This window comes from Aliiglaciecola sp. LCG003 (assembly GCF_030316135.1).
Taxonomy (GTDB): domain Bacteria; phylum Pseudomonadota; class Gammaproteobacteria; order Enterobacterales; family Alteromonadaceae; genus Aliiglaciecola.
In genome coordinates this window covers 2,931,916-2,955,455 of record NZ_CP128185.1, presented here as the reverse complement: position 1 = coordinate 2,955,455, position 23,540 = coordinate 2,931,916, and the positions used below count along the sequence as shown (strand labels likewise).

The window sequence follows — 23,540 nt, the reverse complement described above, 5'->3', positions numbered from 1 at the left end:
CTTATAAAATATACATATGTTCAAGTATTTTTGATCATTAATGCTGATATTTTAGGGTTTTTTTGGCATACTCATTGATTACACTCGTACACTTTCAGTGCGTCATTATCAATCTCTAAGCCTATTACGATTCTAGTCTATCGATCAACCAATACAGGTCTATTTAATGTCCAAGGTTACCGAATTATTTGCCCAAGATGGCCTGTTATCCGTTGCTATAGCTGGTTTTAGTCCCCGCAAAGCGCAAGTTGAAATGTCGCAAGCCATTGAAACGGCTATTCTGCAAAAAAGCCCGTTGATTGTCGAGGCGGGTACGGGTACAGGTAAAACATTCGCTTACCTTGCTCCCGTGATGGTCAGTGATAAAAAGGCTATTATTTCCACCGGTACCAAGAATTTACAAGAGCAACTTTTTCATCGCGATTTGCCCTTGTTGACTAAAGCCTTAGCCAGTAATCGACAGGCTGCTTTGCTCAAAGGTCGCTCCAATTACTTGTGCTTGCACCGTTTGAGTCAACATAGCGGTAACAGCACCTTATTGGAAAAACAAACGTTAAATGAACTTACTCAAGTGAGACAATGGGCATCTGCCACCCGCAGTGGTGATATTGGTGAGCTAAAGTCTCTTGCTGAAGATGCCAGAGTAATCCCCTTGGTAACCTCGACAGTGGACAACTGTCTAGGTAAAGATTGTCCTGATTATGAAGACTGTTACTTAGTCAAAGCCAGAAAAAAAGCCCTTGAGGCTGATATCGTAGTGGTGAATCATCATTTATTTTTCGCTGATATGGCTCTCAAAGATACAGGTTTCGGAGAACTCATACCTGACGCGGATATCGTCATCTTTGATGAAGCCCATCAGATACCTGATATCGCCAGTGAATATTTTGGTGAAGCGCTTTCAAGCCGGCAAATATCCGATTTGGCCCGAGATATCGACATCGTCAAGCGCACTGTGCTTAAAGATGCCGACCAATTGGTGAAGGCCGCGGAAAAATGCCGGCTGATCGCTGCTGATCTGCGTATTCTTTTTCCCGTTACGCCAGAAAAAGGCAATTGGCGAAATATGTTAGCCAGAGCGGAAATTCAAACCCAAATGAGCAAGTTGGATGAGTCCCTTGGAGTATTATACGAGGTGGTCAAAATCCATTTGGGCAGAGAAAAAGAGTTGGATACCTTATTTGAACGGGTTACCCATGCTAAGTCTAAATTGGCTGTGTTAACCGACACAAATCAAGCTGGTGTGAGTTTATGGTATGAAACCACACCTAAACATATTGTGCTTCACCTCACACCGTTATCGATTGCCAAACGCTTTGCCAGTTTTATCGAAGAGCCCAAGCGAACATGGGTGTTTACCTCTGCGACCTTAATGGTTGATGGCGGATTCTCACATTTTCAACGTCTAATGGGCTTGCATGATGCACAAACTTTGGCGTTGGACAGTCCTTTTGACTATCAAAAGCAGGCAATATTATGTGTGCCGCGCTATTTACCTGAGCCCAGTAGTTGGGAAATGAAAAAGACCTTGTTAGAGGTCGCGATAAAATTAATTGCAGCCAGTGATGGCCGGTGTTTCTTGTTGTTTACATCACATGCAATGCTAAAAGAAATAGCGGAGAAACTACCTGATCGAATCGATAACCCGATTTTAGTCCAAGGCACAACTACTAAGCGTGCGCTGCTCGAAGAATATGTAAATAATAAACAGGCAGTGTTACTCGGAACCGGTGCATTTTGGGAAGGCGTCGATGTGCGGGGTGATGATCTCACCTGTGTAATGATTGACAAGTTGCCCTTTGCGGCACCGGACGACCCGCTGCTGCAAGCTAGAATAGAAGATTGTCGAAAATCTGGCGCCAACCCCTTCGCTCAGATTCAAATTCCACAGGCGGTGATTTCACTCAAGCAGGGAGCGGGTCGATTGATCCGTGATGAAACGGATCGAGGAGTGCTGGTGATTTGTGATAATCGATTAATCACTAAAGATTACGCAAAGACATTTTTATCCAGCTTACCGCCAATGAAACGAACTCGGGATATTGATTTAGCGATGGATTTTTTGCAGGATATCCAAAAACAGAATGAGCAACCATGAATTTACTAGCACTTGATACCGCAACCGAAGCCTGCTCTGCTGCGATAAAAATTAATCAGCAGGTGCACAGCCTCTTCGAGGTGTGTCCTCAACAACATAGCCAGAAAATACTACCTATGGTAGACCAGTTACTGAAAACTCACCAATCTAGCTTAAAAGACTTTGATTACTTGGTTTTCGGACGGGGTCCCGGCAGTTTCACTGGGGTTCGTATTGCCACTGGGATGATCCAAGGATTATCTCTAGGAACTGAACTTAAAGTCGTTGGGGTGTCTACTTTAGCTACTATGGCCCAGCAAGTTATAGACACTGAAGGGGCTGAGCGGATTGCAGTAGCCATTGATGCTCGTATGGATGAGGTCTATTTCGGACAGTTTATTAATCGAAATGGTCTCGCCGTGTTGGATGGCATTGAGCAGGTGTTGGCACCAGAGCAAGCTTTGCAGCTATTAACCGAATTACCCGATAAACTGGCGGGAACGGGATGGCAAGCTTATCCGGCGTTTAGCCCGCTCGTGGCACAAATAGGTGCGGCACAGGTGCTGTATCCAAACGCAGCATACATGCTTCAGTTAGCCAGTAGACACATAGCCCTTGGGGAAGTATTTGATTGTGAAAATATCCAACCTGTCTATTTGCGAGACAAGGTAACTTGGAAAAAGCTGCCCGGTAGAGAGTAGCAAACAGCGAAACTAGTGGCACTGTCGTCGCGATTTGTATGAGCTAATTTCAACAATGAGCATGAAACTTGCAAAGTTTAACGGTTGGTAACGACAGACATTCAACAGAATTATCACAAGAATAATTTAAAGGTCTTAATTGATTGGAAATTGACAGCCCGTTAGTTGCACTGCAAAACCAACTAACGATAACGCCGAAGGTGAGGGAGCCGCGAAAACCGGTTGACCCTCAACAGCAACCAAATCAGCCGGGCAGCGGCAGGCCAGCTGGTGCGCAGACGGTTGTTCGTCAAAATAACCCTGAGGCGTTGGCGGATGTTGAACGTTACTCTCAACAGCAACAGGACAAAGTTGAGTATTCTGATTATCGCGCTACTAAAGCCATAGATACTTATCAATCCCTAGCCAAACATGAACAGCGAGACGAGATTCAATCGTTATTTGGTGTTGATACTTTCGTGTAACGCCTGATAATTTAGGCTCGTGTTATTCAGCGCAATTTTGTTGCTATTCAGTCAACTTCTGTTAGCTTAAATACATAGTATCTGTTATTCAAAATGAATGAAATCTGGGGTTAAGTTCGGCTTGATTGAGCTATAAATTAACTAACAGCGTACCCATACTAGGTAGCAAATTTAACAAGAGGTTCCAACATGCAAGCTAAGATAGCGGCGTTGTTTGCCGTAATATTATTGTCAGGGTGCGTATCTGTGCCAGAGAGTGTTCAGGTTGATAAAAATGTTGAGCTTCTCTCCTACGAAAAAGCGTCCGCAGACCCTGAAGGAAATTTAGATAAGATGGCCCGTTGGGGCGGTGTTATCGCGCAAATAGAGAATCTGCCTGATGCCACTATGTTGGAAATCTTACACTATCCGTTAAGAACTTATGGGAGACCAATTATTTCAGACCAGAGTATAGGTCGATTCAGGGTCTATGTTGACGGATTTTTAGATCCTATGGTATTCCAAAAAGGCCGGGCGGTAACCGTAGCAGGCAAGCTTATTGGTGTCGAAGAGGGCACGGTAGGTGAGCATAAGTACGTATTCCCAACTTTACAATCTACAGGTTACCATTTGTGGAAAGAGATTGAACGAGTTGAAGTCAGTACCATTCATATGTGGCCCTATCAGTCTTATTGGGGCTTCCCATATCGACCATATCATCAAAGGATCATCATCCGAGGTGGTCAACGCCAAACTCAAGGTGCGGCTCTACCAGTCAATAATCGGCCGGCTAAAAATATCAATAATCGAGATATCGACAGCCGCAAAGAGCCGTGAAAATCAATCCTACAGGATATTATCACCGATGAGTATGGTCCATTATCACGGCAGGTAATTTCCGCTAAGCGGCATAAGGTGGTACAAAAGCGGCAAACTGATGCCGCTTTTTTGTGTCCATTGCATGAGCATATAGCGGTTAATATGGAGCTCGGTATGCATGATGTAAAATTTTCTTTGGCCAATATTCAATTATCTGGATTAACTAATGGCAATGTAGGCAAGCCGCTTATTTTAGCCTTGCATGGATGGTTGGATAATGCGGCTAGTTTCAGCCCGTTAGCAAAATACCTCTCAGACTATCAGGTTATCGCTATTGATTTTGCGGGCCACGGATTATCGAGCCACCGCAGTGCCGATGCCCATTATCACCAAATTGATTTCGTTCATGATTTGCATGAATTGGTCGTCACCCAAGGGTTTAAGTCGTTTATTCTTTTAGGTCATTCGATGGGCGGGATTGTGGGGTCGATGTACACCAGCAGTTTTCCTGAATATGTCAGTCATTATATTACTATTGAGTCTTTCGGGCCTTTGACCAAAACAGCTCAGAGCAGTCCTGAACAAATGCGTGAATCCATAGAGAGTCGTCTGCAATTACAAGCCAGAGAAGCAAAACATCCAAAAAGTTATGATGCCGTCGTCAAAGCGCGAGCCAAGGCGGGCGATCTTAGTTGTGAAGCGGCAGAGTTATTAGTCAATCGAAACTTGTATGAACAAGACGGTGAACTGCGGTTTCGCACTGACCGACGGTTAAGGACGATTTCCTCTTTGCGGGTTACGGATGATCAAGCGCAGCACTTTATGCAGAACATTCAGTGCCCCACGCTTGCGATTATGGGAACTGAAGGTTACGAAGTGATGCGTGAGAAGGTCAAAGAACGTTTGGGATGGGTCCAACACCTCACCCATGTTACTAGTCCCGGTGGCCACCATCTGCATATGGATCACCCCAAACAAATTGCACAACATATCGAAAGCTTTTTACAGAATAATTCGAATGGTGTCGAATAGGCTAAAATTCATCCCCAAAAGAGAGGGTTTTTGGTCTGATTGTCTAGCTTTTCAGCGAATGAAGGCTTATTCCGATCGATATGTTTATCTTTCGCGCATCATTGGTTAACATAACTGGTCCAAGCTGTTAATAATTAACCCCAACTTGGGTTAATCTTGCAGTGATTAAACTAAAAATTTACCCCGCAAAGAAGATCACAAGCCCATGGAGGCAAAGTGGAAAAAATTTGGTTAGAGCATTACGACTCACGCGTACCGGCTGAAATTGACCCTGATCACTACTCCTCAGTAGTGGATATCTTTGAACAGTCAGTCAGCAAGTATGCGAATAATACAGCCTTTATCAATTTTGGGCACAGCATCAATTTCGCAGAACTCGATCGATTGTCCAAACAATTTGCTGCCTACCTGCAAAATGCAGGACTACAAAAAGGTGATCCCGTTGCGATTATGATGCCGAATATAATCCAATATCCGATTGCTTTATTCGGCATCCTGCGGGCCGGTATGACGGTGGTGAATGTTAACCCGCTCTACACCGCTAGGGAGTTAAAGCATCAATTAAGCGATTCGAATGCGAAAGGGATTGTGATTATCGAGAACTTTGCTTGCACCCTAGCTGATGTGATCAAAGACACCCCTATTCAAAAAGTTTTATTGACCCAAATTGCAGATATGCTGCCCGCCCCAAAGCGCTGGGTGATGAACTTTGCAGTTAAATACATCAAGAAAATGGTACCTAATTTTAGCATCGATGGTGCTGAATCATTTATGGCTGCCGTTAAGCAGGGCGCTTCCTTGCCTTATACCCGGCCAGATATCAATAATGATGATATCGCCTTCTTACAGTATACCGGCGGTACTACTGGTGTATCGAAAGGCGCGATGTTGACTCATCGAAATATGGTGGCCAACTTAGAGCAAATTTCCTCGATTCTTGAGACTGTCATTGAACCTGGTAAAGAGTTGGTAGTAACGGCACTGCCGCTATATCATATCTTTGCATTGCAGGCGAACTGCTTGACCTTCGTGAAATTTGGCTGTCCTAGCTTATTAATCACTAATCCTCGCGACATGGATGGTTTTGTAAAAGAGATGACCAGTTACCCATTTACGGTAATGACGGGTGTGAATACATTGTTCAATGGCTTGCTAAACACGCCAGGATTCAAAGAATTGGATTTTAGCAATTTTAAGTTTGCCTTGGGTGGTGGTATGGCAGTGCAACGACCGGTTGCCGAAAAATGGGAGAAAGTGACGGGTAAAGTATTACTTGAAGGTTATGGTCTTACTGAGTGCAGTCCCGTGGTAACAGTGAACCCTCCGCAGCTAGAAAAGTACAAAGGCTCTATCGGCATGCCGGTGTCTTCAACGGATATCAAATTGTGTGATGATGACGGTAATGAAGTCGAAGCTGGTAAACCTGGTGAGATGTATGTCAAAGGTCCGCAGGTGATGAAAGGGTATTTGAATCGTCCGGAAGCCACCGCTGAAATTATGCAAGATGGTTGGTTGGCCACAGGGGATATTGCGACTGTAGATGAGCAGGGGTATTTTTATATTGTAGACCGCAAAAAAGATATGATCCTGGTCTCAGGCTTTAATGTCTTTCCCAATGAAGTCGAAGAAGTTGCCGCCATGCATGAGGATGTTATTGAAGTGGCTGCGGTCGGTGTGCCCCACGAGTCGTCTGGTGAAGCGGTTAAGCTATTTGTGGTACGTAAATCTGAATCATTAACCGAAAAAGCATTAATTGATCACTGTCGACTACATTTGACCGGCTACAAAGTTCCTAAATTTGTTGAGTTCAGAGACGAGCTTCCTAAGTCAAATGTTGGTAAGATATTACGTAAAGAGTTGCGCAATTAATGTCGGTAAACATCTGACCTCCTTATTTTTGCTAAAGCCGACTGATGTCGGCTTTTTATTTCCGGACCGTTTAATAAATCTATGCATTACACACTTATTACCACAGACCAAAAATTGCACGAATTCTGTGCTCAAGCCCAGCAAAGTGACGCCATAGCCGTTGACACTGAATTTGTTAGAACGCGCACCTTATACCCCCGTTTAGGCCTTATTCAAATATTTGATGGCGTAACACTGGCGTTAATCGACCCCTTGGATATCACAGATTTTGGACCACTAGTGGCGCTGTTAAGTGATGAAAAGGTGGTGAAAGTCTTACATTCGTGTTCAGAAGACTTAGAAACCTTTTGGCACAGTCTTGGAGTGGTGCCTAAACCTGTGTTTGACACGCAGTTCGCGGCTTGTTTACTGAACATGGGAGCTACCCTTGGATACGCTAATTTAATCGAAGAGATGTTAGCGATTAAGCTTGATAAGGGGGAATCCCGTACCGACTGGATGGCCCGTCCGCTAAGTGAGGAGCAGTGCCAGTATGCCGCCAATGATGTATTGTATCTATTCGATGTATATCCAAGCTTGAAACAACAAATTGAAGCCTTAGGTCGAACCCAATGGGTTTACCAGGAAATGGAGCAATTGGCCCGTAAAAAGACGCTGCAGGTTCCGACTGAGCTAGCTTATTTGGGAATTAAGAATAATTGGAAATTAACCGGTCGGGAACTTTACCTGCTCAGACTATTAGCTAAATGGCGGGTTGAGCAAGCACGTAAGCGTGATTTGGCGCTGAATTTCGTGGTACGAGAATCCAATTTAGTTGAAATTGCCCGCCAACAACCGACTAATAAGAATGCGCTTTTTAGTATAGATGGCTTGACTCCTCAAGAAGCTCGGATTCATGGCGACGCCATCTTAGAAATGGTGAATGATGCTAAAAATTCACCTGTTGAGGTATTCCCCGCACCGATTGAACGATTAATGGAACACAGTGGTTTCAAAAAAGTCAGCGCTGAATTAAGGGCTGCCTGCCAGCAAACGGCAGATGCGTTATCCATACCTGTAGAGGTGATGGGTTCTAAAAAACAAATTCAGCAGTTACTCAAGTTTCATTGGCTTAAACTAGATGAAATGCGCGAGATGGGTATTCAGCCAGATTTAATCTCAGGTTGGCGAGCACCATTGCTAGCGGCCCAACTGGACGCTATTTTATCTCACTATCAAGGGAGCTAGTTCATGCTGGTCTATGTGTATAAAAGTTCACGAAAAGCTGACACCTATTTGTATGTTTTAAAGCGAGATGACTTTAGCCCAGTGCCTGAAGCACTGATGACCACTTTTGGTCACCCAAATTTCGTGATGATATTACCCTTGAGTAAGCGTGATCATTTGGGTGTGGTTGATAAGCAAAAATTGAGCAATGAATTGAATGACAAAGGTTTTTATTTGCAATTACCACCACCTACAGAGAATCTTCTCAAACAACATGTTCAGCAACAAAATGACAAGCATAGGTAGTAAGGTTTTGATTATGCAAACTAAATTATGGCGAGTGATTATAATAAGTTTAGTGATCTATGGGCTGAGCGTTTTTCAGTTATCAGCACAACAGGCCAAACCTAGCTTTGTCCAATACATTGAGCAACTGAAATTTGAAGCACAACAACAAGGTTTTAGTCCGGCTTTAGTAGAGCAAGCATTTTCACAGGTGCAATATCATCAACGTGCAGTTAAAGCGGATAAGAATCAACCAGAGAGGAAAATCACTTTAGATACCTATTTACAAACGCGGGTACCAGATTGGAAAGTTAAACAAGGGGTTGAGCTGTATTCACAGCATCGTGAGTTGTTAGAACAGGTTGGCCAGAAATATGGCGTGCAGCCTCGTTTTATTGTTGCGCTGTGGGGCAATGAGAGTAACTTCGGTAAATTTACCGGTAATTATCCGGTGATCTCAGCACTGTCTACAATGGCTTACGAGGGGCGTCGTGAGAGCTTTTTCAAAAAACAATTATTTGCGGCTTTAACCATTTTGCAGCAAGGGCATATCAATCAACAAGATTTTTTGGGCTCCTGGGCTGGGGCGATGGGGCAAAGTCAATTCATGCCAACTTCTTTTCTGGCCTATGCAGTTGATTTTGATGGTGATGGTAAAAAAGATATTTGGTCCAATCCTGCCGATGTGTTTGCATCTATTGCCAATTATTTGCAGCAAGAAGGCTGGAGTGATGAAATTACTTGGGGACGACAAGTAAAGCTGCCGGCGGGTTTTGACTTAACACTGGCTGGACTCGACAAAAATAAAATGAAACCCCTGTCTCAGTGGCAGACACTAGGCGTTAGGCGATACGACGGTTCGGCCTTACCAGACATGGCATTGGATGCGTCTCTTATCATGCCGGATGATGAGAAAGGCCGCATTTATCTGGTTTATTCTAACTTTCATACACTGATGAGATGGAACCGCTCCACTTACTTTGGAAGTGCAGTTAGTTATCTATCCGATCGAATTAAAAAGGAACTGACGAATGTATAATCATCGTGGCTTTGATGGCGAAATCTTACCCTTTCCCCCAGGCAAGGTGGTATGCGTGGGTCGGAATTATGTAGACCATGTACATGAATTGAATAGTGAGATGCCGACCCAGCCATTATTGTTCATGAAACCAGCCTCAAGCTTACGCCATGTATCTGAACCCGTGAACATTCCTGCTGATCGTGGCAGTTGTCACAATGAGCTGGAAATAGCCTTGTTGATCGGCAAAACGTTATCTAGTCAGACATCCATTCCTGTGCGCTCAGCTATCTGGGGTGTAGGCCTTGGATTAGATTTAACCTTGCGGGATGTTCAAACTGAACTCAAAGCAAAAGGTTTACCCTGGGAGCGAGCTAAATCCTTTGATGGTGCTTGCCCGGTAAGTGATTTTGTACCGATTCAACAGATAGACAACTTAGACACCTTAACCTTTAATCTAAAAGTTAATCAACAGATTCGCCAACTTGGCGATGCAGCATTGATGATCTGGAATATTGATAGCCTATTGATGCAGATTAGCCAAGTATTCACCCTATCACCGGGCGATATTGTTCTTACTGGCACTCCTAAGGGGGTTGGACCTCTTAGCGATGGTGATGAGGTTAGCATGACATTGGATGGCCACTTTAGCCTGCATACCAGAGTGTTTTCCAATAAGGATGGTGAATGATGACATTGGCTGCCAAATTTTGGGAAAGCAAAAGTTTAGAGCAGATGAATAAGCATGAATGGGAAGCGGTATGTGATGGATGTGCCAAATGTTGCTTACATAAATACATCGATGATGATGCTGAACCTAATGAAGCCTTGCAAGTCAATCCCGACGAGCCAATGGATGAGCTACACTTTACCAACATAGTGTGTAATTTGCTCAACACTAAAACCTGTAGTTGCACTCAATACGCGCAACGTAGCGAATTGGTCCCCGAATGTGTCACCTTAACCAAAGCCAATTTAAACAACATCGACTACATGCCGCCTAGTTGCAGTTACAGAAGATTACGTGAGGGCAGAGGACTACCCTCTTGGCACCCGTTACTAAATAAAGGCAAGAAAAGTGAAATGCATAAAGCGGGTATGTCGGTTCGGGGTAAAACCGTATTTGATAATGATGCAGATATGACACATTTTGAAGATTATATTGTGGTCTGGCCGTTACAGGACTTAGACTAAACTTCTTTTTCACTAGAAATAATTTCGGACATTTTCAACGAAAGTAGACGACTCGTAATCAATATGTGCTTAGGGTTGAAGGTGATGTGTAAGCTGTCTTGTTGATATCCATAGATTTAATGGATTATTCGACTAGAATGTGGATATGATCTTGAAAGTTTATAGGTAGGAGTAGCTCCATTAATATTTCTTTAGCACAATATGGTGTGTTCATTGAAACGCTGCCAGATGGTGTTTTGTTGGTCAATAAAACAGGCATAATTGAGCTGGCTAACTCGAACTTTTATGAGCTGTTGGGTTATCAGCAATCAGAAGTGATGGGTAAGTCTGTCCACATGCTGATTCCTGCAGCAAAGCGACAAGCTCACGAGCGCTATGTCAATGGTTTTGTATCTAGTCCGTCTAAACGGGTGATGGGTGAATTAGCACAATTAACCGGCATGCATCAAAAGGGGTATGAAGTACCACTGGATATCATGCTAAATCCGATAGAATTGGATGGCAGCTACTACACTATTTGTTGTTTGCGTGACACCAGTGTTATGAGGTCGTTAAAGGAGTCATTAGAGAAAGCCCTTGAACGAGAGAAACAGCTCACTATGATTGATGCTCTAACGGGGGCAGGCAATCGACGCTTTTTCTATCTTCAGGCCGAATATGAAATAGAGCGTGCCAGACGGACCACTAATACCTTCTCCATAGCGTATATTGATTTAGATAACTTCAAACAGGTGAATGACCGATTTGGTCATCATGCTGGTGATGAAATACTACGTTATTTTGTTGAAGTGTGTAAAACGCACCTAAGGAAAACCGATATTATTTCACGATTAGGGGGGGATGAGTTTGCTTTGATGATGGTTAATGCCGAACCCACCAGCTTACGCCTGATTGTGCAGCGAATTATTCATGATATGAAGTCTTACATGGACCAAAATGCTTGGCTGGTCACCTTATCTATCGGTGTGGTCTCTTTTGTAAAACCCCCTGAAACCGTTGAGCTCATCCTTAGATTATCTGACCAGTTGATGTATTCCGTCAAACATTCGGGTAAAGATTCTGCCAAATATTCTGTTTACGACTAATTTCACTGGCCTAGTTCTAAGGCCCCGCTTCAATTTGTTATCCTAAATACCTGCATACATAAAGATCAGGTTAAATCCTATTATCAGTTACACAATTGCTCGCGTAATTGGCTGATTTGCTGATCATCAAGAGTGAGTTGATGTTGTTTATGTAACTCTGTCTTCAAGTTATCAATGTATTGCTCAAAACTTCGGGTGACAGGAGTATTTTTTACTTCTGCTAATAAATGATTAGACGAACTAAATCCCATGGCATTAGCATGGCGTTCTTTCGCCCGCGTAAACTTAATATTCAATAATGTTTTGAGTACATGGGCAGCGCTAGTTAGCTCTGCTACATTGGTGTGGGTAATGTCTGCCACATTGCTCTCCGTGAAGTGTAGGATTTAAAAGTACAGTATAGCCTTTACTATACTGCAGAAAATAAGTAAAAGGCTATATGTAAGCAGGCTGAGGCGATAAATTAACTTTCCTATCGCCCCAATATTTGGCTATGCTGCTTCTTAGAAGCTACGCCGAGTAAATAAACGACTAAATAGTACCAATACAAACATTAAAGAATAAACAGCAAATATTACGATCATCCACTGGGGCATACTCAAGTCTAAAAATTGCCAATCTATATTTCCGCAATCACCCGTAGCCGCAAATATATTAGGTAACCAATTGTGTAACGGCATAAATGAAGGGAAGTTCGGGACTATCTCACAAGATGCAAAAAATGGATTGACAGCAGTTTGAATATCGACGTGCTCAATGGCCACCAAAAGCCCCCAAACTGCGGATGTTCCCCAAACTAAAAACCCTAACAAGCGGGTCAGGATGTTGTTATGAATTGAGGGAATTAAGCCTGCAAATAACACCCCAAACACAGCAGCACGTTGATATATGCACATTATACAAGGCTTCAAATCCATTCCGTATTGAAAATATAATGCTACAGCCTCTAGTAATAATGCGGTTATGAATAAGCTCATCCACGCCCAACGCTGCTCAGCCCAATTACCGAGCATATAAAATGTATTCATCTTTGTATAATCACCTAATGGGGGCTTGGGGCAGCAGGTACACCTGCTGCAGCGTTATGATGTTCAATCCAATGCAGATCGTATAAGGTATCCGTCAACTCATATAGACCGAAATATGTGGCGGCTAATCCTACTAAGGTTAAAACAATCGTATAAGGCAGAGCCATATAGACCATTCTACCGTAGGACAATCTTAATAAAGGCGCGATTGCCGAGGTTAACAAGAATAAGAAAGCGGCTTGTCCATTAGGAGTGGCGACACTTGGCAGGTTTGTACCTGTGTTAATTGCAACGGCTAACATATCATACTGGTCACGGGTGATTTGACCGTTATGTAGGGCTGTGGTGACTTCAGTTATGTAAACCGAGCCTACAAATACGTTGTCACTGACCATGGACAAGGCGCCATTTGCTAAATAAAACAACACTAACTGGGTTTTGCCTTCATAGCTCAGCACCCATTCGATGACTGGCTTGAAAAGCCCTTGGTCAATAATTACTGCTACGATGCCAAAGAAAATACACAATAGGGCGGTAAATGGCAGGGCTTCCTCAAATGCCTTACCTAAGGCATGTTCTTCAATTACACCACTCATCGCAGTAGCAAGTACGATGACAGATAAGCCAATCAAGCCCACTTCAGCATAATGACCAGCTAAACCAACAACTAGCCAGATACCAATCAACGCTTGCGCTATTAGGCGTGCATTGTCACGGGTAGTGCGCTGCTCGTCCATATGGGTATTGTAGTCACTTAATATATTTCGAACGACATTGGGTAATTTGGCACCATAACCAAACCAGCCTGCTTTTTCGACCACATAAGAGGTTAGCAATCCTGCAAAAAATACTGGAATGGTAATGGGCGACATACGGACGAAGAACTCGCCAAAATCCCAGCCTGCTTTGTCGGCAATAATTAAATTTTGTGGTTCACCAACCATAGTCATTACACCGCCTAACGCAGTACCTATGGCCGCATGCATCATTAAGTTACGTAAAAACGCACGAAAATTTTCTAAGTCGTCCCGACTGGGTTGTTCTACATCGTCATCACTGGAGTGGTCGTGGTCATGATGGAAGTCTTTGCCAGACGCTACCTTATGGTAAATGCTGTAAAAACCCATACCCACTGCAATGATAACGGCAATCACGGTTAACGCGTCCAAAAACGCTGATAAGAAAGCCGATGCGGCGATGAAAGCAAGTGACAAAGCGCGTTTATTTTTCACATTTATCAGTAGTTTTGTGAACAAATAAAGCAGCAGTTCTTTCATGAAATAGATACCCGCAACCATGAAAATTAACAACAGCACTACGCTGATATTAGTTTTGATCTCATGGTACATATGCTCAGGCGAGGTCATACCTATTATGATCGCTTGCATCAGCAATAGACCACCAGGTTGTAACGGATAACATTTCAATGCCATCGCTAAGGTAAAGATGAATTCCAGTACCAGCACCCAACCGGCTAAATAGGGGCTGACAAAGGTGAATAAAAGTGGATTTAAAATTAGAAAACCAACAATAACTTGCTTGTACCAATCTGGTGCATGCCCCAAAAAGTTTTTATAAATCGCTTGGGTCAAAGAGATTTGCATAGCTCGTATCCTTTTACTAACTGACTGTTAACGGCAGTTTGAATTTGTGGTTCTTTTTTAAGAGGTTAGCATGTTAAATGCAAGGTAAATTTGTGCATAAACAGTAATTTGTCACTCATTTGAACATATTATGTTCGTCATTACTAAAGCTTAACCTTAAGTTTGAAATTTACCACTGTTTGTCAGCTCATTATTAAAGCGACAATTTTAGCTTTATACTTATGATTTTTAGAAGTAAGTCGCGCTAGGATGACGTTTTCTGGTTAACCAGGTATGGATTCGCTGAAAAATTAACCGTTTTTAGGCAACTAATTAAACTTTCATTGTTCCATCTAAAAATCATCTGGTACAATCAGTTTGAAAACATGACCTTACAATTATAATAAGAGAGCCGTTGCATGATTTACAAGGCACAAAGTCCAGCCGGATTCGCTGAAGAATATATCGTCGAATCAATTTGGAGTGGACGATTTCCGCCAGGTACTATTCTACCAGCAGAGCGAGAGTTATCAGAATTGATCGGTGTGACCCGCACCACTCTTAGAGAAGTATTGCAACGACTTGCTCGTGATGGTTGGTTGACTATCCAGCATGGTAAACCCACCAAGGTAAATAACTTTTGGGAAACCTCGGGTTTAAACATTCTTGAAACCTTGGCAAGATTAGATCAAGACGGTATCTCTGAGCTAGTTGATCATTTACTCGCCGCCAGAACAAATCTCAGCGCAGTGTTTATTCGAGGCGCAATTAAAAATAATGCTGAACGGGTCACTGAGATACTCAAAGGCTACAAAGACATTCCAGAAGACGGCGCAGCCTTTGCATTATTTGACTATCAAATTAACCATGATATGGCGTTTGCTTCAGGCAATAAAGTCTATGTATTGATGATGAATGGTTTTAGAGGATTATATTCGCGGATTGGCGGTTACTACTTCTCATGCCAAAAGTCGCGAGATTTATCCCGCAATTACTACCAAAAACTTATGCAGCTAGCCGAAAAAGGCGATTTTGCTGGTGTCGCTTCAGTTATTCGAGAATATGGAATCGAGTCAGGTAAGATTTGGCACGAAATCCGTACGGAGATGCCCAAAGATTTGGTTGATTAAGGTTAGCTGAAAGACTAATAAGACAGGAACTTGAATGACTAAATTAAGTTCCTGTATTTAATTCTATAAAAATCAATAATTTATATAGCCCACCATAATTCCTTCAAAATAATCGTTCAATTAGTATGCGGTTTCTAATTTAACTCTCTATCCTTGCTATCAGTCACTACAGCGAGGAATTATTCATGACTAAGTTAGATGCAATCAAAGGTAAGGTTTCTGAAGCAGAAGATTTTGCACGTAAAATCTGGTTAGCAGGTTTAGGTGCTTATGGTAAGAGTTTTGATGAAGCTCAAGGCCAATATGAAAAATTAACCACTGAAGCGGGTAAAGTTTTCGACGAGCTAGTTGAAAAAGGCGAAACTCTTGAAACTGAAGCGAAAGCTAAAATCAAATCCAAAACTAACGTAGAAGAGCGTGTAGCTGAAGTACGTAAAAAATTGGGTTTAGATAAAACTGGTTCAGAAGATAAAGTAGAAGAACTTTCTGCAAAAATAGATGCGTTAACTGACGCGGTAGCTAAATTAGCTGCTAAATAATACAGACTGCCCAGCTTCAAAGCTGGGTAGCTTGTTTGTTAACACAAGTCTTATATTGGAGTTTGTATGAAAGCAGTCAAGAAAATTGAAACCACTAGCCGTAACTCATGGTTAGCAGGTGTGGGCGCATATTCTCAAAGTGTTGAAAAATCTGCCGATACGCTGGACAAGTTGTACGTTGACGGCAATTCTTTCATACAAGATCTGATAGTTCGTGGAGAATCCGTTGAAGCACAACTTAAAACAAAGTTGACCGCTAAACTAAAGGGGATAGCTATGTTCGAAGACAAAATTGCAATGCTTAAAGCTAAATTTGGTTTGCACAATGATCGTCAAGAGATCCAATTAGAAAAATTGTCATCTAAAGTAGACAATCTGATTGAAGTGGTAGCTAAGCTAGCTCAACAAAAGGCAGCTGAAAAATCAATTGCTAAACCTAAAGTGGCAGCAACGTCAACAGCAAAGACTCCTGCTAAAACGGCCGCGAAATCAACTACTAAGGCTACAACGGCTAAAGCGACAACTGCTGCAACGCCAGCCGCAGCAAGCAAAACTGCAGCTCCGGCTAAAGCTAAAGCTGCTAAAGCGCCAGCCAAGCCTCGCGCTCGCAAAACTGCGGCGACTAAGCCTGATGTTAACAAACAGTCTTAACTGACAGAAGCTATCTGCATAGTGAGATGATGATCTCTAGTGAATTGTTCATCTTGTTAGCGAGCTAAGTTATATTAGGTCAAAGAAATACTGGCAGGATGCTGGATGCGGTTTTCTATTGGAATACCTTTAAAGCGCCTTTAGGCGCTTTTTTGTTGGGCTAGAGAGCTTATATTTACTAGTTCTAAATGATCCATGTCAACCTATAACCCACCAAACCGGTGGACAGCCATCGAAATAATTTCCAAACCGGTGGACAGCCATCGAAATAATTTGAGCTTATTCGACCTAAGATGAGTACACGCCAAAACAGCTAACGCGCTACAAAATCGCTGTGAATACATCCATGTACGCTTTGCGTTTTCATCCCTGAAAACGATATTTTGCAGCACACTAGCTGCCTTTGCATTAATTAAGTGGCTACAGTGATTACGTGGACAGGCATCGATAAAAATTACGTGGACAGCCATCGAAATCATTTGAGCTTGTTCTAGCTAAGATGAGTACATGCTAAGGCGGCTAACAGGCTATAGGTTCGCTATGGCTCAATTGCCATCCGTAGATAAAGCTAATTTACCCAAGGTATTAAACGGTGTGTGAATAGTTAATCCGAATGATTATGAAGTTTTAGATGGGACATTAAATATGCATTAGTTAAAAAGCGCCGTATGAGGTGCAAATGTGATGTGAGCGCGGTGACTCATAAATGCTTGAGTCACCGCAGATCTAGTGAATTCTAAACCTATTTCAGGCTGTTTTTGAAGGCTCCACTAAGCGTAAACCATTGTGTTGGGTTAATACTCTGGCTTCTCTGGCTTTTAACTGTTTTAGATATTTGCTAAACGTTTTGCTGATCAGCGTATCCCGTTTAATCAAGTCAATTTCAGGCCAGGTCGCACGCTCTGCACTACTGATTAATCTCTCAATACTGCGCAGTGAAGGGTTGGCGAAGATTTGTTTTAAACTAGCTAACCCGCGTTCAGGCAATATGTTGATGTCGCCGACATATTGTTGATCAATGATAGAACGTAATTTGTGAATACCCATCTTTGCACCTGAATTCGAAACCGCATTTTCGAGCATGTCGAAGGCATAAATGCTATTCACTTTAGCCAGTTTTGCTACATGCCGCCACGTCATCGCCATAACTCCATTGCTGTGCTTTTTATCGCGAGATAAAAAAGGTACAGCAATGGGATTGGTTTGACTCACGATGCTGTGGTTTACGCCGTATAAGCGTGCCAACTGTTTAAAAGGCATGTCAGCCATCAATGAACCATCTGCAAAACGACGATTTGGAATATAAGGGACAGTATCACCACTTTGATTTTTCGCTTTGAGTTGCACCGGACTAAACACTAAAGGGATCGCGCAAGATGCTCTGACCGCTTGAGTGATAATGGCATTGGGTGAAGTCATTGCATTTAATAAACGTGAATATTGGTGCAAGTCAGATGGAGATACTGTGATGGTAACGTGACGTCCAGTTTTTTTGTATGCCTCTTCAAAGGTAGTCAGATCGAACAGTTCAATCAAGGCATTTTCTAGATTGGTACTATCGAGCAAACTGTTACGACCAAATCCCTGCCATAAACGCCATTCACTGAATTTTTCGTAAATACTTTGGGGGGCTAAGGCTTCAACCAGCTCCTCATTAGTTCGAGTAGCGATTAAGCTGGCAATGATTGAGCCAGCGCTGGCACCGGAGACCACCTCTGGGAGCAAATCATGCTCGGATAAGGATTTAACCACACCGCCATGGAAAAAGCCCAAACCAGCGCCGCCACTGAGCATTAAACAACTTTTACCAAAAGCATGTGAGGTTTCATCAAAAAAGGATAATTTCTGGTAAAAATCCACCTCATGCTCATCGGCATGATAGATGAAGTCCAATGACTGACAGACTTGCTCGATAAATTCTTGGATCAGGTGTTTGGTGCCAATCTTGGAATGATTTTTCAAAGCGGCGTTAGCGATATTCCCTAAATTGCCGTGGATACCTTCGTGTAATATAGACATCAAACCTAAGGCATCACCCCGAGAGCGGGCTAATTTTATCCGTTGAACACGTTTGCGAATTAAACGGTAGTCGTAATCTCGGCAGCTATCTTTGGCTTTCCAATCATCAGCGCCAGACAGTTCATCATGGGCCTCACAGGCTTCCTTGTATTCTTGATAGCTTTCGGCGTGTTTTATCACTCCATCGAGTTCAGTTAGCTTGTTGCGATTTGTCATAGATACCACTCTTTTTTGCGTTACAACTGCATCAGTGTTATCGGCGTTTGGTCGGATTGTTGACCAAAACGTCTAATTAATAGTTATGTAATAAAGGAAAACATTAGAAAACGCTACCAAATATCGACCTTTTTACGAATTATTCAATTCGATTTCAGCGCATTTGTAGTTAACATATTGTTCTTATTTGATATTTAATTTTGTTTAAAATGACAAAGTTTTCTAATTATAATTCGCAAATTAGATTGACCATTCTAACCTCAAAGTTTAGCCTGAGGCTTACTTCGCCACTAAATCTTTAAAATAAAGGCATCCACGCTAAATATGCAATGGATTATTGAAAACTATCTACTGTTACTAATCCCTTTTACAAGCGGAATTGTCGGATGGCTGACTAACTTCCTTGCCGTTAAAATGATGTTTTATCCTATTGAGTTTGTTGGTATTCGGCCTATATTCGGCTGGCAAGGCTTGATCCCGATGAAACGCAGAGAAATGGCTGAAATAGAAGTCGAGTTAGTGCTGGGAAAGTTACTCAGTGTACAAGAATTAGCTGACCGCATCGAAGCTGACAAACTGACCTTGTCTATTCAACGGCGACTCAAGCAAGTTCTGCGTAAAATCGTTAATCAAGTCATGCAAGAAGCTGCGCCACAAGTTTGGGCATCTATGCCGGTGCAGGCCAAAAATTTGGTTTTCCAGCGGGTAGAAGCTGATATCCCTAACGTGGTGCATAAAATGGTCGACGACTTTAAGTACAATGTTGATGAAATCATTGATATTAAAGAGCTAGTGGTTAATCATCTGGTCAATGAGCCGGAATTAATCAATGAAATATTCTTAAAAGCTGGCGAGAAAGAATTTCCATTTATTGAAAAATCCGGTCTGTATTTTGGTTTCTTATTCGGTTTACCCACCATGCTATTCTGGTACTTTTATCAGGCGTGGTGGATACTGCCGCTGGGCGGATTAGCAGTAGGCTACTTAACCAACTGGATAGCAATAAAAATTATTTTTGAACCTAAGCATCCAATTAAAATTTTCGGCTTTACTCTGCAAGGCATGTTTCTAAAGCGTCAAAAAGAAGTGTCTGAGGTGTACTCCAAGATTATCGAAGAAAAGCTGATCAATTCGAAAAATATCACCGACATCGTTTTACATGGCTCAGGTTCGGCTCAATTACTAGAGATTATCGAGTTACATGTCAATGACGCTATAGAACGATATGTTGCAATCGCTCAACCCTACTTTGCCTTGGGTGTTGGCTCTGAAAAGTATTATCGGATGAAGCAGTTAGCTGCGGAGCAAATTTTTGCCAGCTCCGACAAATATCTGCTCTATGCCCATGAGTATGCTAACAATGCGCTGAAAGTAGGTGATGACTTGTGCGCGCGCATGCAGCTTTTAACCCCTGAAGAATTCGAAGGGGTGTTGCGTCCCGCCTATCAAGCCGACGAATGGAAGCTTATTGTGGTTGGCGCTATTTTGGGTATGATTGCGGGTTTTATGCAATTATCATTATTTTAAACCCGCTCGATGTTCGATTAGCTATCTTTTTCCAAGTATTCAAATATCGAGACCATGGATAAGGTCAATTTATGTTTCGGCGCTAAGCTTATCAGCGGTTGCTTGGCTTGGTGAGACTCGCGCATTTTTACCGACTGGGCAATGTAGTGGGGCAGTACTGGATAATTCTCTGCTATCAGCTCATGAATGATTTGTTTAGGTAAATTGGCATTGCTCAAATACTGATTAGCTATAATTCCTTCCACTTCTAATTTGGCGTTGTGATCTTCACGAATCTCGGCGATTTTCTGTTGCAAGCTATATAAACCCTGACGAGCAAAGTCATCACAGTCGATGGGAATGAGACAACGATCTGCGGCAATAAGCGCAGACATGCTGTAAAAGTTTAATGCTGGCGCCGTATCAATGTAAATCCGCTGATAATCCTCCGACAACGACTCTAACGCCTCTTTTAACTTGTAGATTTTATGTCGGCTATCTAACTCACTTTCCAACTCTGCCAAGCGCGGTGAACCCGCTATAATATCTAGATTATTTACCTTAGTCGGTTGGCAAAATACTTTGGCAGGTTGACGATGGAGGTGAAAGGTAATGGTTTGTTCGAACAAATTAGCGATGGTTGAGGTATCTTCTTCCTTTAGTGCATCCAAATAAGCGGTAGTGTTGCATTGAGTGTCTAAATCTATAATCAAGGTTTTGAAGCCTCTTTGCGCGGAAATCGCAGCCAAATTAACGGTTAAGCTCGATTTTCCCACTCCCCCTTTTTTATTAAACAGCACTCTAATCATCAGATTCACCTTATCCTTGTACAATGTAATCGCAATATGAAATGATAAGCCATATTACGCAAGTAATCGATCACACTTGGTTCATCATCTATGAAGACAGCAGAAAGGATTTTAGTCACCTCGTTGGAATTGTTTAACCAACGTGGAGAAAGCAGTGTCAGCAGCGTCGATATCGCGTTGGAGCTAGATATCAGCCCAGGAAATCTTTACTATCACTTCAAGGGTAAAGAAATCATTGTGGCAGCGCTATTTGATTTATACCGTGAACAGATGGATCAGGTATTTAATTCTGCGCAAAACAAAGACTTGAGTATTGAAGAATTCTTCTACTTTTTATTCTTGGTACTCGAAAAAGGCCACCTGTTTCAATTTCTTTATCATAATCAAGCCAACCTAGCTGAAAATCACCCTAGTGTTGCCAAGTTGTTTAAAAAGCATCTATTGTTTCAAGAAAAATCCATTGAAAAATTATTAAATCAATTTGCCAAAAATGGCAATATTGCCACTAGTCAAACTCAAAGATTGCAAATCGTTGAGATAATTGGGCTAGTCTTTACCCAAGCGGCTAATTATTATGCATTAAAAGGGCAGGATGTTAGCGACGAAACACACTTATATAAAAGTTTAGCCATGATTCTGTTTGCTGTTTTACCCTATATACACTTGCCCGAAGGGGAATTACATCATTTGCAAGAAGCTATCACCAGCCATTCTTTAGTCAGTCGTCTGACAGAAGAATAACCGATGCGCTAACGATTGATTATATCTAAGGAAAGCATAGCTTGAGTAATAATATTACGTTTCTTGATAAAACCTTTTGGATCACCGAATCTGAAGACAATCCAAAACATGTTGCCAGCTTGCAATTATTGGAAATGCCAGATGGTGCAGCACCAGATTATGTAGAACAATTATGTCAAGAAGTCAGGCAGTTTGATCATGCGAACAGCCCATTTAATGGCGTGGTAAAATGTGTGCTTGGTTTCCCAACTAAACTTATTGCGTTGGATAAACTTGATATGCAGTACCATGTGCAATTGCATGAGGTTGAAGATGTAACAGACCGAGAAAGCCTGCATGTATTAACTGCAAAATTGCATGAAACTTGGCTCGATAGGGACAAACCCCTTTGGCAATATCACTTTATTAGAGACAATAAAAGTACCCAGTTTGCTATCTATGCAAAGGTTCATCATATGTATGGAGACGGTGCCACACTGATAAGGTGGTTTCAGGCTGGCTATTTAGATCACCCAACGACTGAAGGTTTCGTGCCTGTTTGGGCTAGCGACCGGCCAAAGCGCAAAGAACGCAAACAAGGCCTAGTGAAGTCGATAATGCTGGGTGCATTCGAATTTGTCATGGTTATCTTAGATATGCTGTTTATCTTCTTACGTTTGTTAATGAAACTCACCTACATCAACCCGGTGTACATGCCCATTCCCTTTTCTGGAACCAAGACCTTATTGACCGGTCAGGTGAAGAAAGGGCGAGTGGTGTCTACTGTAGATTTAGATTTCGATCGCATCAAAGCCCTCAGTCGTCGCGCCAGAGCATCGGCCAATGAAATTCTCCTTTGTAGTTTTGACATTGGAGTACATCGATTTTTAAAAGATCACGGGCATACGTTCAAAAAAGCCCTGTATACCAATATGCCGATAAATCTGCGTAAACCCGGTGAACAAACTGGTGGTAATAAAATCGCAATAGTTCCCGTCAGGCTAGCCCACGGCAAAAATGATCCCTACTTACGCCTTAGGCAGATAATTGAAAACCATCGAATAGTGAAGTGGGCTGCCAAACGTTCACGGCCCGCAGCATTTAGCTATTACACCTTACTTATACAATCTTATGGGTTGATATTTGAGATGTTGCGTTTGTCTGATTTCGTTCGACCAATCGCCAATATTCTCATTTCTAACGTACCTGGTCCGTCGAATCAACGATATTTAAAAGACAGCAAATTATTGTCTTGCTACCCCATTTCAACCATGACCCCTGGGGGAGGAGTCAATATCACCTTGATCACTTATGCTGGAGTGGCTAATGTTGGAATCGTGTGCTGTGACAAAAACGTCAAATCCTTAGAGCCCCTGTCTTTGTATTTCGTTGAAGCATTTGAGATGTTGGAAAAATGCATCGATGATCCATCCTTGAATATAGATGATATTGGCGAAAAAGTGCGTGAGGATAATCTATCTATTGTTGATGATATTGTGTTTCACGAAGAGAATAGCTGCGACCCGATAGAAAAGGTGAATAAGCGCGAACAGTAGCCAAAATCGATTTGCAATATGTTGATGTCGCGTCAGAAATGACGCGACATCGTG

General features: G+C 42.3%; 23 protein-coding genes. 18 read left to right on the top strand and 5 right to left on the bottom strand.

Annotation, left to right across the window (positions count from 1 at the left end):
* The first annotated feature begins 166 nt into the window (after positions 1–166).
* The 12 genes from yoaA to QR722_RS12725 all read left to right on the top strand — a co-directional run bounded on the left by yoaA (position 167) and on the right by QR722_RS12725 (position 11,729).
* A complete protein-coding gene (gene yoaA / locus QR722_RS12780; RefSeq protein ID WP_286283252.1) occupies positions 167–2,098 on the top strand; it encodes a DNA repair helicase YoaA in 1,932 nt (643 codons plus the stop codon).
* Positions 2,095–2,778, top strand: coding sequence for a tRNA (adenosine(37)-N6)-threonylcarbamoyltransferase complex dimerization subunit type 1 TsaB (gene tsaB / locus QR722_RS12775; RefSeq protein ID WP_286283251.1), 684 nt, complete (start codon positions 2,095–2,097; stop codon positions 2,776–2,778). The genes yoaA and tsaB overlap by 4 nt, the downstream gene beginning before the upstream one ends.
* 143 nt (positions 2,779–2,921) lie before the next feature.
* Positions 2,922–3,242 (top strand): hypothetical protein, encoded by a 321-nt coding sequence (locus QR722_RS12770; protein WP_286283250.1) that lies wholly within the window; start codon positions 2,922–2,924, stop codon positions 3,240–3,242.
* A 189-nt stretch (positions 3,243–3,431) separates the two neighbouring features.
* Complete coding sequence (locus QR722_RS12765) at positions 3,432–4,058, top strand: Slp family lipoprotein (protein ID WP_286283248.1); 627 nt, start codon at positions 3,432–3,434, stop codon at positions 4,056–4,058.
* Positions 4,059–4,214: 156 nt separating this feature from the next.
* Positions 4,215–5,072 (top strand): alpha/beta fold hydrolase, encoded by an 858-nt coding sequence (locus tag QR722_RS12760; RefSeq protein WP_286283246.1) that lies wholly within the window; start codon positions 4,215–4,217, stop codon positions 5,070–5,072.
* Between the two features lie 216 nt (positions 5,073–5,288).
* Positions 5,289–6,941, top strand: a complete 1,653-nt coding sequence (gene fadD / locus QR722_RS12755) for a long-chain-fatty-acid--CoA ligase FadD (RefSeq protein WP_286283244.1) — start codon at positions 5,289–5,291, stop codon at positions 6,939–6,941.
* Positions 6,942–7,022: 81 nt separating this feature from the next.
* On the top strand, positions 7,023–8,168 hold the full coding sequence (gene rnd / locus QR722_RS12750) for a ribonuclease D (protein ID WP_286283243.1): 1,146 nt from the start codon (positions 7,023–7,025) through the stop codon (positions 8,166–8,168).
* Between the two features lie 3 nt (positions 8,169–8,171).
* On the top strand, positions 8,172–8,453 hold the full coding sequence (locus QR722_RS12745; protein ID WP_286283241.1) for a YcgL domain-containing protein: 282 nt from the start codon (positions 8,172–8,174) through the stop codon (positions 8,451–8,453).
* Between the two features lie 13 nt (positions 8,454–8,466).
* A complete protein-coding gene (locus QR722_RS12740) occupies positions 8,467–9,471 on the top strand; it encodes a lytic murein transglycosylase (protein WP_286283240.1) in 1,005 nt (334 codons plus the stop codon).
* A complete protein-coding gene (locus QR722_RS12735) occupies positions 9,464–10,141 on the top strand; it encodes a fumarylacetoacetate hydrolase family protein (protein WP_286283239.1) in 678 nt (225 codons plus the stop codon). Before QR722_RS12740 ends, QR722_RS12735 begins: the two co-directional genes overlap by 8 nt.
* Positions 10,142–10,146: 5 nt before the next feature.
* Positions 10,147–10,644 (top strand): YcgN family cysteine cluster protein, encoded by a 498-nt coding sequence (locus QR722_RS12730; protein WP_502872470.1) that lies wholly within the window; start codon positions 10,147–10,149, stop codon positions 10,642–10,644.
* Positions 10,645–10,805: 161 nt separating this feature from the next.
* Positions 10,806–11,729: a diguanylate cyclase gene (locus QR722_RS12725; RefSeq protein WP_353506912.1), complete on the top strand. Its 924-nt coding sequence runs from the start codon at positions 10,806–10,808 to the stop codon at positions 11,727–11,729.
* Between the two features lie 83 nt (positions 11,730–11,812).
* Here QR722_RS12725 and QR722_RS12720 read toward each other — a convergent pair whose 3' ends face one another.
* The 3 genes from QR722_RS12720 to nhaB all read right to left on the bottom strand — a co-directional run bounded on the left by QR722_RS12720 (position 11,813) and on the right by nhaB (position 14,361).
* Positions 11,813–12,091: a hypothetical protein gene (locus QR722_RS12720; RefSeq protein ID WP_286283238.1), complete on the bottom strand. Its 279-nt coding sequence runs from the start codon at positions 12,089–12,091 to the stop codon at positions 11,813–11,815.
* A gap of 141 nt (positions 12,092–12,232) precedes the next feature.
* A complete protein-coding gene (gene dsbB / locus QR722_RS12715; protein ID WP_286283237.1) occupies positions 12,233–12,757 on the bottom strand; it encodes a disulfide bond formation protein DsbB in 525 nt (174 codons plus the stop codon).
* 14 nt (positions 12,758–12,771) lie between these two features.
* Positions 12,772–14,361 carry a sodium/proton antiporter NhaB gene (gene nhaB, locus QR722_RS12710; RefSeq protein WP_286283236.1) on the bottom strand — a complete coding sequence of 530 codons (1,590 nt, stop codon included), beginning with the start codon at positions 14,359–14,361 and terminating at the stop codon, positions 12,772–12,774.
* 398 nt (positions 14,362–14,759) lie between these two features.
* Here nhaB and fadR point away from each other — a divergent pair, with 398 nt between their 5' ends.
* The 3 genes from fadR to QR722_RS12695 all read left to right on the top strand — a co-directional run bounded on the left by fadR (position 14,760) and on the right by QR722_RS12695 (position 16,660).
* The gene (gene fadR / locus QR722_RS12705; protein WP_286283235.1) at positions 14,760–15,470 is read left to right on the top strand and encodes a fatty acid metabolism transcriptional regulator FadR; all 711 of its coding nucleotides are present in this window, start codon (positions 14,760–14,762) and stop codon (positions 15,468–15,470) included.
* 185 nt (positions 15,471–15,655) lie between these two features.
* Entirely contained in the window at positions 15,656–16,009 is a 354-nt protein-coding gene (locus QR722_RS12700) for a phasin family protein (protein WP_286283234.1), read from the top strand.
* 66 nt (positions 16,010–16,075) lie between these two features.
* Positions 16,076–16,660, top strand: coding sequence for a hypothetical protein (locus QR722_RS12695; protein WP_286283233.1), 585 nt, complete (start codon positions 16,076–16,078; stop codon positions 16,658–16,660).
* 747 nt (positions 16,661–17,407) lie between these two features.
* On the opposite strand, the gene QR722_RS12690 is transcribed toward QR722_RS12695, so the two are convergent.
* Positions 17,408–18,895, bottom strand: a complete 1,488-nt coding sequence (locus QR722_RS12690; RefSeq protein WP_286283232.1) for a DUF3336 domain-containing protein — start codon at positions 18,893–18,895, stop codon at positions 17,408–17,410.
* A 324-nt stretch (positions 18,896–19,219) separates the two neighbouring features.
* Here QR722_RS12690 and QR722_RS12685 point away from each other — a divergent pair, with 324 nt between their 5' ends.
* Positions 19,220–20,422 (top strand): DUF445 domain-containing protein, encoded by a 1,203-nt coding sequence (locus tag QR722_RS12685; protein WP_286283230.1) that lies wholly within the window; start codon positions 19,220–19,222, stop codon positions 20,420–20,422.
* Between the two features lie 17 nt (positions 20,423–20,439).
* On the opposite strand, the gene QR722_RS12680 is transcribed toward QR722_RS12685, so the two are convergent.
* Entirely contained in the window at positions 20,440–21,210 is a 771-nt protein-coding gene (locus QR722_RS12680) for a ParA family protein (protein WP_286283229.1), read from the bottom strand.
* 90 nt (positions 21,211–21,300) lie between these two features.
* On the opposite strand from QR722_RS12680, the gene QR722_RS12675 reads away from it, so the two are divergent.
* Positions 21,301–21,951, top strand: a complete 651-nt coding sequence (locus QR722_RS12675) for a TetR/AcrR family transcriptional regulator (protein WP_286283228.1) — start codon at positions 21,301–21,303, stop codon at positions 21,949–21,951.
* Positions 21,952–21,992: 41 nt separating this feature from the next.
* Entirely contained in the window at positions 21,993–23,486 is a 1,494-nt protein-coding gene (locus QR722_RS12670) for a wax ester/triacylglycerol synthase domain-containing protein (RefSeq protein ID WP_286283226.1), read from the top strand.
* Positions 23,487–23,540 lie beyond the last annotated feature (54 nt).